The sequence below is a fragment of the Streptomyces bobili genome, assembly GCF_002154575.1.
GTDB classification, from domain to species: Bacteria; Actinomycetota; Actinomycetes; order Streptomycetales; family Streptomycetaceae; genus Streptomyces; species Streptomyces bobili.
Map to the genome: position 1 here is coordinate 1 of NZ_MUBA01000307.1, position 11545 is coordinate 11545.

General features: G+C 68.9%; 9 protein-coding genes, 1 tRNA gene and 1 pseudogene. 4 read left to right on the forward strand and 7 right to left on the reverse strand.

The window, feature by feature from the left end:
• Positions 1-2: 2 nt before the first annotated feature.
• Positions 3-1303, forward strand: a pseudogene (locus BZL64_RS24145) (lysine N(6)-hydroxylase/L-ornithine N(5)-oxygenase family protein).
• Positions 1304-1370: 67 nt separating this feature from the next.
• Here the strand turns inward: BZL64_RS24145 and BZL64_RS24150 are convergent.
• Positions 1371-3176 (reverse strand): bifunctional metallophosphatase/5'-nucleotidase, encoded by a 1806-nt coding sequence (locus tag BZL64_RS24150; protein ID WP_086771297.1) that lies wholly within the window; start codon positions 3174-3176, stop codon positions 1371-1373.
• A gap of 178 nt (positions 3177-3354) precedes the next feature.
• Between BZL64_RS24150 and BZL64_RS24155 the strand changes: the two genes are divergently transcribed.
• Positions 3355-4050 (forward strand): SIMPL domain-containing protein, encoded by a 696-nt coding sequence (locus BZL64_RS24155; RefSeq protein ID WP_086771298.1) that lies wholly within the window; start codon positions 3355-3357, stop codon positions 4048-4050.
• 155 nt (positions 4051-4205) lie between these two features.
• Complete coding sequence (gene pyk / locus BZL64_RS24160; protein WP_086771299.1) at positions 4206-5642, forward strand: pyruvate kinase; 1437 nt, start codon at positions 4206-4208, stop codon at positions 5640-5642.
• Positions 5643-5649: 7 nt separating this feature from the next.
• Here pyk and BZL64_RS24165 read toward each other — a convergent pair whose 3' ends face one another.
• The gene (locus BZL64_RS24165) at positions 5650-6435 is read right to left on the reverse strand and encodes a helix-turn-helix domain-containing protein (protein WP_086771300.1); all 786 of its coding nucleotides are present in this window, start codon (positions 6433-6435) and stop codon (positions 5650-5652) included.
• Positions 6436-6515: 80 nt separating this feature from the next.
• Positions 6516-6598: transfer RNA gene (locus BZL64_RS24170), tRNA-Leu, on the reverse strand.
• 101 nt (positions 6599-6699) lie between these two features.
• Between BZL64_RS24170 and BZL64_RS24175 the strand changes: the two genes are divergently transcribed.
• A complete protein-coding gene (locus BZL64_RS24175) occupies positions 6700-7356 on the forward strand; it encodes an ANTAR domain-containing response regulator (RefSeq protein WP_086771301.1) in 657 nt (218 codons plus the stop codon).
• Between the two features lie 92 nt (positions 7357-7448).
• Here the strand turns inward: BZL64_RS24175 and BZL64_RS24180 are convergent, their stop codons facing one another.
• The 4 genes from BZL64_RS24180 to BZL64_RS24195 form a co-directional block, all read right to left on the reverse strand.
• Positions 7449-8165, reverse strand: coding sequence for an ABC transporter ATP-binding protein (locus BZL64_RS24180; RefSeq protein ID WP_086771302.1), 717 nt, complete (start codon positions 8163-8165; stop codon positions 7449-7451).
• Positions 8162-9061, reverse strand: a complete 900-nt coding sequence (locus BZL64_RS24185) for an ABC transporter ATP-binding protein (protein WP_086771303.1) — start codon at positions 9059-9061, stop codon at positions 8162-8164. The genes BZL64_RS24180 and BZL64_RS24185 overlap by 4 nt, the downstream gene beginning before the upstream one ends.
• A 5-nt stretch (positions 9062-9066) precedes the next feature.
• Positions 9067-10893, reverse strand: coding sequence for a branched-chain amino acid ABC transporter permease (locus tag BZL64_RS24190; RefSeq protein ID WP_086771304.1), 1827 nt, complete (start codon positions 10891-10893; stop codon positions 9067-9069).
• A 5-nt stretch (positions 10894-10898) separates the two neighbouring features.
• Positions 10899-11545: branched-chain amino acid ABC transporter permease (locus BZL64_RS24195; RefSeq protein ID WP_086771305.1), on the reverse strand; the 647-nt coding region annotated here is incomplete at its 5' end.

Below are 11545 nucleotides of genomic sequence, written 5' to 3' on the forward strand. Positions count from 1 at the left end.
GTATCGGCATCGGCCCCAGCAACCTCTCCCTCGCCGCCCTCGCCCACCCCCTCGCCGAACTCGACGCCGTCTTCTACGAACAGCGCCCCGCCTTCCACTGGCATCCCGGACTCCTCATCGAGGGCGCCCGCGTCCAGGTCCCCTTCCTCGCCGACCTCGTCACCCTCGCCGACCCCACCAGCCCCTGGTCCTTCCTCAACTACCTCAAGACCCGCGAGCGCCTCTTCCCCTTCTACTTCGCCGAGCGCTTCCACACCCACCGCGCCGAATACGACGCCTACTGCCGCTGGGTCGCCGACAGCCTCCCCGCACTCCACTTCGGCCACCAGGTCGACGCCGTCCGCTGGAACCCCGAACGCGACACCTTCGAGGTCGACTTCACCCAGCTCGACGCCGACGGCGAAGCCGAAGCCCTCGGCCGCACCTACGCCAGGAACGTCGTCCTCGGCATCGGCACCGAGCCCTACGTCCCCGACCCGCTGCGCCCCCTGACCGACGCCCCCGGCGTCCCCGTCCTGCACGCCTGCGACTACCTCGACCACCGCGACGCCCTCCTCACCGCCGACCACGTCACCGTCGTCGGCTCCGGCCAGTCCGGCGCCGAGGTCTTCCTCGACCTCCTGCGACACCGCCCCGCCGGCCGCGAACGCCTCCACTGGATCGGCCGCACCGAGGCCTTCGCCCCCATGGAGTACTCCAAGCTCGGCCTCGAACACTTCACCCCCGACCACACCCGCTANNCGACGCCGACACCCTCGCCGCCATCCACGAGGAGCTGTACCGCCGCACCCTGCACGGCGGCTGGCCCGACGCCGTCCTCACCCCCGGCGTCCGCGTCCGCACCGCGGGCCGGATCGCCACCACCAAGATCGAACTGCACCTGGAACACGTCCGGCAGAACACCCGCAGCCGCCTCACCACCGACGCCGTCGTCCTCGCCACCGGCCACCGCGAACGCCCCCTGGACCGCATCCTCGCCGGACTCGACCCCTACCTCCGCCGCGACAGCGCCGAACGCCCCCGCGTCGACGAACACTTCCGCCTCGTCCTCGACCCGTCCGTGACCGCGACCGGCTCCCACGTCTACGTACAGAACGCCGAACGCCACACCCACGGCGTCGGCGCCCCCGACCTCGGCCTCGCCGCCTGGCGCGGCGCCACCGTCCTCAACACCCTCACCGGCAAGGAGAACTACCCCCTCCCGCGCCGCACCGCCTTCACCACCTTCGGCCTCGACCCCCAGCCCCACATCCCACCGGCCCGCCGGCCCTCGACCTTCACGCCGCTCCTCGAAGGCCGGTGACACGACGAAGGGACGGTGGGAAGCCTTCCCCACCGTCCCCGGAACACCGTCCCCCGGACACCGACGCCTAGAACACCGGCGTACCCTCGCGCGTCAGCTTCCAGTCCACCGACGCGAAGTCCTTCGGGTCCAGCACACCCTTCGCCGTCGCCCACTCCGAGATCCGCGTCCGGATCTCCGTCGACTCCGCCCACAGCTCCTGCGCCGACGCCACGTGCGGGAACGCGCCACCGCCGTTGGCCCGGTAGTTGTTCACCGCCAGCACGAACTGCTGGGCGTCGTCCAGCGCCGCCCCGCCGTACGTCAGGTTCTTGATCCGCGACCCGGCCGCCTGCGCGATGTCGATGTCGTACGACAGCCCCGACACATAGTCGTAGTTGTAGTCCGGACGGCCACCGGCGTTCGTCAGCTTCTCCACGTCCACCACCGCGTCCGGCGCCGTCCGCACGAAGTACTCCGCCGAGTACTCCAGGTACGCCCGCAGCTGCGCGCCCGTCATCAGCTTCGCGACCAGCGTGTTGTCGTACACGTACAGGCTCGACAGGTCCCGGATCGTCACCTCGCCGGCCGGGATCTCCGAGGTCCGCGAGAACGGCGAGGCCTGCGCGATCACCGGCAGCGACGCGTACGACGTGCCCGCCAGAGCCGCCTTCACCACGTCCTCCTGGACCTTGGTGATCAGGTCGATGATCGGCGCGTCCTTGTAGCGGGCGTCGACCGTCGTCAGCGTCTCGGTCGCGGTGCCGACCACCTGGTTGACGTACGCCACGACCTTGGCGTGCTCGTCGGACAGCAGCTTGGTGATCTTCGGGTCGTCGGCGACCGTGTTGGAGTTCACCACCGACGCCGCCACCGACTCCACACTCCAGCGGCCCTTGGCGAAGACCAGCTCGATGTCGAACAGCGACAGCCGCTCCGCGTACGCCAGCGGCTCCGACAGCACGACCGTCTTCCCGGTCTTCGCGTTGACGACCTTCAGCTCCGGAATCTCCACGTGCGCGTGCCCGACCAGGATCGCGTCGATCCCCGGCACCTGCTGCGCCACCAGCGCCGCCGAGTTCTCGACGTACGGAAGCTGGTCACCGTACGACGACGTGCCCGAGGAGCCCGAGTGCGCCGACACCACGACGACGTCCGCGCCCATCGACCGCAGCTTCGGCACCCACTTCGCCGCCTGCTCCTCCAGGCCCGGGAAGGTCAGCTTCCCCTGCACGTACGCCTTGTCCCAGATCGCGATACCCGGGTTGGTCAGCCCCAGCACCGCCACCTTCACCGGCGGCGCGCCCTTCACGCAGAACGTCTTCATGAAGTACGGCGGGAAGGCCGGCTTCAGCGTCTTGGCGTCCAGCGCGTTGGCGCCCAGCAGCGGGAAGTCGCACTGCTCCTCGAACTTGCGGAGCGTCTCGATGCCGTAGTTGAACTCGTGGTTGCCCAGCGCCACCGCGTCGTACCCGATCGCGTTCATCGCCTGAGCCATCGGGTGCACCGGACCGCCCTTGGCGGTGATCGGGTCGACCTTGGCGTAGTAGTACGTCAGCGGCGTGCCCTGGATCGTGTCGCCGGCGTCCAGGAGCAGCGTGTTCTCCCGGCCCTTCTCGGCGCGGATCCTGTTCACCAGGGTCGAGATGCGTGCCAGGCCCTGCGCGTTGCCCTTGGCGTCCGTGTACTCGGCATCCTTGAAGTAGTCCCAGTTGAAGACGTGCCCGTGCAGGTCCGTCGTGCCCAGCACGGTCAGCGAGTAGCGCTTGGCCGGCCTGGCCGGCTTCCCGGGCACCGCCGCCTGCGCCGCCGGCGCCGCGACCGCGCCCGCGATCGCCACCCCCGCCCCGGTCACGGCGGACTTCTTCAGGAACTTCCGGCGGTTCAACGGCATGCTGTGCTCCTCGGGAACGACCAATGACGCGCGTAGACAGGGGACGCGCGCAGACGAACGCGCGTAGATTCTGACCCGGCCACGGCAAACGGCAACAGCCCCCAGAGGTTTCGATCTGGTGACCGGAGCTGTGCGATACCGCGTCCATACCGAGGTAAGGCCTGCCAGAGTGGGACGTATGGCCACGCCCGCCGCCCACGGCACCCCCGACGTCCCCCTCCTCGTCGTCCGCGGCGAGAGCGCCTTCGAGGCGGAACCCGACCTCGCCCGCATCGGCATAGGCGTCACCGCCCGCGGCCGCGACCGCCGCACCACCCTCGACGACCTCACCCGCCGCAACACCGAGGTCCTGGAGCTGGTCAGGTCCTACGGCGAGGCCGTCACCGACCTGTCGACCGGCGCCGTCTCCGTCACCCCCGAACTGACCGAACACGGTCGCGGAGAACGCGTCCGCAGCCACCACGGCCGCGTCCACATCACCGCCGAGCTGACCGACTTCACCGCCCTCGGCGAACTCGCCACCCGCCTCGCCGACCTCGACCTCACTCGCGTCGACGGGCCCTGGTGGGAACTGCGCCCGGACTCACCGGCCCACCGTGAGGTCCGGCAGCGGGCGGTACGGGACGCCGTACGGCGTGCGCACGAGTACGCCGAGGCGCTGAGCACCTCGGTGGCCGCCCTCGTCGAGCTGGCCGACCTGGGCACCGAATCCATGGCCGGCCGCCCCCGGTCCGGCTTCGGCCGCCGGGCGTTCCGGATGTCCGCCGCCGCCACCGAGGACGCACCACCCGAGCCCCTCGACCTCGAACCGCAGCGGATCCGCCTGCGTGCCGAAGTGAAAGCGCAATTCACCATGGTCCCGCCGCACCTGTGAATTCACCCGTTCGAGGAATTCAGGCAGCCGAACAGATGCTCATCCGAGCAGTCGGCCGCACAATTCAGCACTTGTCAACAACCCTTCATCGAAAGGTCGTTGAGGCGCCATGTCGCCCCAATTCGCTACCGCCCGGTAAGACATAGGCTCGACTCATGCGCCGAGTCAAAATCGTCTGCACACTGGGCCCCGCCACCGACTCCTACGACCGGATCACCGCCCTGGTCGAAGCCGGAATGGACGTCGCCCGCTTCAACCTCAGCCACGGCGGCCACGCCGAGCACGAGGAGCGGTACCAGCACGTACGCAAGGCCTCCGACGAGAGCGGCCGCAGCGTCGGCACCCTCGCCGACCTCCAAGGTCCGAAGATCCGCCTCGGCCACTTCGCGGAAGGCCCCGTACTCCTCGAACGCGGCGACGCCTTCACCATCACCGTCGAGGAAGGCGTCGCGGGCGACCGCCGGATCTGCGGAACGACGTACGCCGGACTCGCCGTGGACGTGTCGACCGGCGAGCGCATCCTCGTGGATGACGGCAAGGTATGTCTGGAGGTCACCGAGGTCGACGGCCCACGGGTCCGCACCCGAGTCCTCGAAGGCGGCATCATCTCCGACCACAAGGGCCTCAACCTGCCCGGAGTCGCGGTCTCGGTCCCCGCCCTCTCCAAGAAGGACGAGGAGGACCTCCGCTGGGCCGTGCGCACCGGCTTCGACGTCGTCGCCCTCTCCTTCGTCCGCGGCGGCCGGGACATCCTCGACGTCCACCGGATCATGGACGAGGAAGGCCGCCGGCTGCCCGTCATCGCCAAGATCGAGAAGCCGCAGGCGGTCGAGAACATCGACGACATCGTCGCCGCCTTCGACGGGATCATGGTGGCCCGCGGCGACCTCGGCGTCGAGATGCCCCTGGAACAGGTCCCGATCGTCCAGAAGCGCGCCGTCAAGCTGGCCAGGCGCAACGCCAAGCCCGTCATCGTCGCCACCCAGATGCTCGACTCGATGATCGAGAACTCCCGCCCCACGAGGGCGGAGGCGAGCGATGTGGCGAACGCGGTCATCGACGGCACCGACGCGGTGATGCTCTCCGGCGAGACCAGCGTCGGCAGGTACCCGGTGGAGACCGTCCGCACCATGGCGAAGATCGTCGAGGCGGCCGAGGAGGACATCCTCGCGGCCGGCCTCCCGCCCCTCACCGAACGCAACAAGCCCCGCACCCAGGGCGGCGCCGTCGCCAGGGCCGCCGCGGAGATCGGCGACTTCCTGGGCGCGAAGTTCCTCGTCGCCTTCACCCAGTCCGGCGACACCGCCCGCCGCCTCTCCCGCTACCGCTCCCCGATCCCCCTCCTCGCCTTCACCCCGGAACCGGCGACCCGCTCCCAGCTGAACCTGAGCTGGGGCGTGGAGACCTTCCTCGGCCCGCAGGTGGACTCGACGGACGCGATGGTCGACCAGGTCGACGAGCTGTTGCTGAAGTACGGGCGGTGTCAGAAGGGGGATGCGGTGGTCATCACGGCCGGTTCGCCTCCGGGGGTGTCGGGCTCGACGAACCTGGTGCGGGTGCACCACATCGGGGAGGACGACGGTCCTGAGTAGGGGTGGGTCAGTGCTTGGGTCCTACGTGGGTGTCGAGTAGGGCGACGTGTGCCTTCTTGGCAACGGAGATGTTGTAGGGGTTCCCGTTGCGGGTGCAGTGCGTCCACTCGATGCCCAGCTTTTCGAGGGTGTCGGTGAAGAGATTCCGGATGTCGTCGGAGACGTTGGTGAAGAAGTATCGGGGGTATTCGTAGCGCTTGCGCTCGCCGCCGATGGTCTTCTCAGTCCAGTTGGTGGTACGGCATCCGTCGGAGTGGATGAGACCCCGGACGAAGTCCCAGGATTGGGCGTCGACGATGGTTTGCTGCCAAGGCTCGAGCGTGATGGGCCTCTCGTGCTTCTTTCCGGGGCCGTGCTGAGGGAAGAGGCACCAGAGGTGTTTGGAGTAGAGCTTCACCTCGTGACAGCCCTTCCGGCGAACCCGACAGACAGAGTTTCCCGGGAAGACTGACCGCATGGCTTGCTCGCATTCGTCCATGAGTCCGGGATGGGCATCCGCGCACGAGATGGACAGGCTGGGTACGCGCATCACGCGGTTCTGGACGATGTGGCCGTCACCGAGGTAGAGGCCCAAGAGGTAGGAGTAGGCGGCGGAGTCCAGGGCGTCTTCGCATCGAGGGCACGGTAGTTGGGTGTGGCCGGGACACTCGCCGCGTTTGGCGCGGTCCACGTGCTTCCAATAGCTGACTGTGCCCAGAGGGATGTTGAACTGGCGAGCTACGTCAGCGTTCCGAGCGCCGTCGCGCAGCAACGTGACGGCCTTTTGTCGGACCTCGGTTCCGTGCAACACCATGCGGATACTCTGAGTGAGCGATGGTGGCCATGTGCAGCAAAAAGCGGAAGACCGCGCGAACGAGATCTTCCGCTTAACGGTGCCGGGTGCGGGACTCGAACCCGCAAGCCCTCTCGGGCAGATGTGTTTGAGACATCCGTGTATGCCATTCCACCAACCCGGCAGGCTTGGCTGATCGGAAGCATACCGGGTCACCGCACTTGCCCGCCGCTAGGTAGGCTGCCTAGGCAGCAGTACCTGCCCGGCCCGCAACAAGGAGCCCCCGTGACCGCCCCCGAGTCGCCCCAGCCCGTAGACGCGCCCGACGACGACAAGTCGCACGTGCCTCCGCTGACGACCCGTGTCGTCATCGCCGAGGACGAGGCGCTGATCCGCCTCGACCTCAAAGAGATGCTGGAGGAGGAGGGCTACACCGTCGTCGGCGAGGCCGGTGACGGCGAGCAGGCCGTCGAACTCGCCCGTGAGCACAAGCCCGACCTGGTCATCCTCGACGTCAAGATGCCCAAGCTGGACGGCATCTCCGCCGCCGAGAAGATCGCCGAGGAGCGCATCGCGCCCGTCCTCATGCTCACCGCCTTCTCCCAGCGCGACCTCGTCGAGCGCGCCCGCGACGCAGGCGCCATGGCCTACCTGGTGAAGCCCTTCAGCAAGAGCGACGTCGTCCCGGCGATCGAGATGGCCGTCTCCCGCTTCACGGAGCTGCGCGAGCTGGAGAACGAGGTCGCGGACCTCACCCTGCGCCTGGAGACCCGCAAGCTCGTCGACCGGGCGAAGTCGATCCTCCAGACCGAGTACGGACTGACCGAGCCGGCCGCGTTCCGGTGGATCCAGAAGACGTCCATGGACCGGCGGATGTCCATGCAGCAGGTCGCCGAGGCCGTCATCCAGGACGCCGACGAGAAGAAGGCGTCCAAGGGATAGCCGACGCCCGTCCCCTATACCTACGACGAGGCCCGCGCCCCCGATCGAACCGGGGGGCGCGGGCCTCGTCGTAGGCGGGGCAGGGCTGGGGCTCAGTCCTCGCCGAGGTACGCCTTGCGGACGGACTCGTCGTGCAGGAGGTCCCGGCCGCTGCCGGACAGGACGATCTTGCCGATCTCCATGACATGGCCGTGGTCGGCCAGCGACAGGGCCGCCTGGGCGTTCTGCTCGACGAGCAGGATCGTGGTGCCCTGGGCCTTCAGCTCCACGATGGTCGCCATGATCTTCTGCATCATGATCGGGGACAGACCCATGGACGGCTCGTCCAGCATCAGCAGCTTCGGCTGGGACATGAGCGCGCGGCCCATCGCCAGCATCTGCTGCTCACCGCCGGAGAGGGTGCCCGCGGCCTGCTTGCGACGTTCGCCCAGGATGGCGAAGAGGTCGTAGGCGCGCTGGATGTCCTTCTCGATGCCCGCCTTGTCGTTGCGCAGGAACGCGCCGAGCCGCAGGTTGTCCTCGATCGTCATGCGCGGGAAGATGTGCCGCCCCTCGGGGGAGTGGGCGAGTCCGAGCGAGACGATGTTGTGGGCGGGGATCTTCTTCAGCGAGCGGCCGTTGAACCTGATCTGGCCGCCGACCGGCTTGAGCAGGCCGGACAGGGTGCGCAGGGTGGTGGTCTTGCCGGCGCCGTTGGTGCCGATCAGGGTGACGACCTCGCCGGCCTCGACCTTGAACGAGATGCCCTTGACGGCTTCGATCTTGCCGTAGGCGACCCGGAGGTCCTCGACTTCGAGCAGTGCGGTCATCGGTCGTTCTCCTTGCCGGGCGCGGCGTCCGTCGTGGTCTCGGCCTGTGTCTCGGCGGCCTCGACCTCGGCGACCTCCTCGGCGCCGGGCGCTCCCTCGAAGGGCTCGCCGAGGTAGGCGGCGATGACGCGCTCGTCGCCCTGGACGGTGGCGCTGTCGCCCTCGAGGAGCTTCTCGCCCTGGACGAGGACGGCGACGCGGTCGCACAGGTTGAAGATGAATCGCATGTCGTGCTCGATGACCAGGATGGCGATGCCCTGGTCGCGGATGGCGAAGACGAGTTCCTCGGTCACCCGCGTCTCCTGCGGGTTCATGCCGGCCGTCGGCTCGTCGAGGAGCAGCAGGTCGGGCTCGCTGGCCAGGGCGCGGGCGATCTCCAGCTTGCGCTGCTCGCCGTAGGGGAGGTTGCGGGCGAGGTGGTCGGCCTTCTTGGCGAGGCCGACGAACTCCAGGAGTTCCATGGCGCGTTCGCGGGAGGCCGCCTCGGCCTTGTGGAAGCCGGGGCCGCGCAGGATGGCGGACCAGAAGCCTTCCTTGGTGCGGGTGTGGCGGCCGACTAGCACGTTCTCCAGGACCGTCATGTTGGCGAACAGCCGGATGTTCTGGAAGGTGCGGGCGATGCCGGCGGCGGTCACCTTGAAGGACTGGGGCGGCAGGACCTTGTCCTTGAAGCGGACCTCTCCCTCGGTGGGGATGTAGAGGCCGGTGAGGCAGTTGAAGAAGGTGGTCTTGCCGGCGCCGTTGGGGCCGATCAGGCCGACGATCTCGCCGCGGCTGACGGTGAGGTTCACGTCGTTGACGGCGGTGAGGCCGCCGAAGCGCATGGTCACACCGCGGGCGTCGAGGACGGTCTCGCCGACAGGGGCCGTCTTGGTGGTGGTGTCGGTGGTGGTCATCGTGGTCAGGCCCCTGCCTTCGGGAGGACGGTGGGTGCTTCCGCGTCCTCGTGGAACTCGAGCTGGCGGCGCCGGTTGGGGATGAGGCCCTCTGGGCGGAAGCGCATCAGCAGGATGAGTGCGAGACCGAAGGCGAGGAGCTGGTAGTCGCCGAGGAACTGGAGCTTGTTGGGGATGAGGAAGAGCAGTGCCGCGCCGATGAGGGGTCCGCTGATGGTGCCCATGCCGCCGAGGACGACGGCGGCGAGCAGGAAGGCGGAGTTGGGCGGGATGGGACCGGCGAAGAGGTACTGCTCGGGGGTCACGGTGTAGGTGACGTGGGCCTGGACGGTGCCGGCCAGGCCGGCCAGCGAGGCGCCGAGGGCGAAGGCGATGAGCTTGACGCGGAAGCCGTTGATGCCCATGGCGAGGGCGGCGGTCTCGTCCTCGCGGATGGCGACCCAGGCGCGGCCGATGCGGGAGTCGCCGCTGCGCCGGAAGATCAGGACGACGACGGCGGTGATGAGGAGCATCAGGAAGAAGTAGTTGGCGAACCGGCCGATGGTGAAGCCGGCGATGGCGTGCTCGGTTCCGAAGTCGAACCCGAGGATGTTCAGGTTCGGGATGGAGGAGATGCCGTTGGAACCGTTGGTGATGTCGGGTCCGGAGGTGCCGTCGAGGTTGTTGGCGGTGATGCGGAAGATCTCGCCGAAGCCGAGGGTGACGATGGCGAGGTAGTCACCGCGCAGGCGCAGGGTGGGGGCGCCGATGAGGACGCCGAAGACGAGCGAGGCGCCGGCGCCGACGAGTGCGGCGGCCCAGAAGGGGAACTGCACGTCGAAGGGCGAGTTGGGGGAGCCGGAGACCATGGCGGCGGCGTAGGCGCCGACGCCGAGGAAGGCGACGTAGCCGAGGTCGAGGAGGCCGGCGAGGCCGACGACGATGTTGAGGCCGAGGGCGACGGTGCCGAAGATCAGGATGTAGACGCCGACGGTGGCGTACTGGTCGTCGGTCTGGGTGAAGGGGAACATCGCCGCCGCGACGAAGGCGCCGCAGATGGTGATGTTCTGGTGCCGGGCGGTGATCTGGGAGGCCTGGCTGATCAGTCCGGACTTGTTGAGTGCGGCGAAGCCGAAGCCGGCCGTGATCAGGAAGCCGATGAAGAGTTCGTCGTACTCGGTGCCGATGCCGTAGGTGAAGACGGTGAGGCCGAGGCCGAGGACGGCGACGATGATCAGGATCTCGGCGTAGGAGGGCAGGGTGCCGACGGGGCGGGCGGTGCCGCCGGCGAAGGTCGCCTTGGTGATGTCCCGGCCGGCGCGCAGGCGGTGGCGGAACAGTTCCCAGCCGGTGTCGTCCGGGTCGTACGGTTCGGGCTCGGGCCGCTCGAAGGGGAGGGCGAGAGCGCCGAGGAGAGCGGCCAGTGAGGCGATGGCGGCGATGAAGCCGCCGGGCTCCAGGTTGACGACGCCGCCGAGGTCGGCGGTGATCGCCAGGACCGTGTACCAGACGGTGGCGAAGGTGGCGAGGGCGGCGAACTTGATCGCGCCGTCGGCGCCGGCCGGGGTGAGCCAGCGCAGTCCCTTCACGCCGTAGGAGGACAGGCCGAGGAGGGTGGTGAGGGCGCCGCCGATGAGGGCGAGGACCTGGAGGCCGCCGGGGTAGCCGTAGACGGTGAGGTCGCCGGGGAAGGCGGACGTCCAGGTCCAGGCGAGGAACGCCGAGACGACGGTGAGGGCGCCGCCGCCGGTGGCGAGGGCGCGGCCGAGGTGCGGCGGGATGCCGATGAGGCCGGTGGCCGTCTTGGATGCGGGGGTGCCCGGGATCCCGGGTGCGGTGGTCTGTGTGGTCATCGGTGTCACGCCCTGTCCGCGACGCGCTCGCCGAGCAGGCCCTGTGGCCTGAACAGCAGTACGAGGATGAGAAGTACGAAGGCCCAGACGTCGGCCCAGGACTGGCTGCCGAACTGGTCCATGCCGGGGATGTCGGCGATGTAGGCGGTGGCGAGGGTCTCGGCGATGCCGAGGACGACGCCGCCGATCATGGCGCCGTAGATGTTGCCGATGCCGCCCAGGACCGCCGCGGTGAAGGCCTTGAGGCCGAGAATGAAGCCCATGCGGTAGTCGATCTGGCCGTACTTGAGGCCGTAGGCGACACCGCCGATGGCGGCGAAGGCGGCGCCGAGGGCGAAGGCGACCACGATGATGCGGTCGGTGTTGACGCCCATGAGCTTCGCGGTGTCCGGGTCCTGCGCCGTGGCCTGCATGCCGCGTCCGGTGCGGGTCTTCATGACGAAGTAGGCGAGGACGGCCATGCTGATGGGGGCGGCGGAGAGCAGGAAGACGTCACCGGTCTGGATCGTGACGTCGCCGATGTGGAAGGGACCGCCCTCGATCTGGGGGAAGGTGCGGGCCGACTTGGCCTCCGGGTACCAGGCCCAGACCGCCTGCTGCAGGGCCAGGGAGAGGCCGATGGCGGTGATGAGGGGGGCGAGGCGGGGGGCAC

Bases quoted from the DNA above. Each gene is read 5' to 3' on its own strand.
- BZL64_RS24150 (WP_086771297.1), bottom strand. From the start codon at position 3,176: ATGCCGTTGAACCGCCGGAAGTTCCTGAAGAAGTCCGCCGTGACCGGG.
- BZL64_RS24180 (WP_086771302.1), bottom strand. From the start codon at position 8,165: ATGACCGCACTGCTCGAAGTCGAGGACCTCCGGGTCGCCTACGGCAAG.
- BZL64_RS24165 (WP_086771300.1), bottom strand. From the start codon at position 6,435: ATGGTGTTGCACGGAACCGAGGTCCGACAAAAGGCCGTCACGTTGCTG.
- BZL64_RS24185 (WP_086771303.1), bottom strand. From the start codon at position 9,061: ATGACCACCACCGACACCACCACCAAGACGGCCCCTGTCGGCGAGACC.
- BZL64_RS24190 (WP_086771304.1), bottom strand. From the start codon at position 10,893: ATGACCACACAGACCACCGCACCCGGGATCCCGGGCACCCCCGCATCC.
- pyk (WP_086771299.1), top strand. From the start codon at position 4,206: ATGCGCCGAGTCAAAATCGTCTGCACACTGGGCCCCGCCACCGACTCC.
- BZL64_RS24155 (WP_086771298.1), top strand. From the start codon at position 3,355: ATGGCCACGCCCGCCGCCCACGGCACCCCCGACGTCCCCCTCCTCGTC.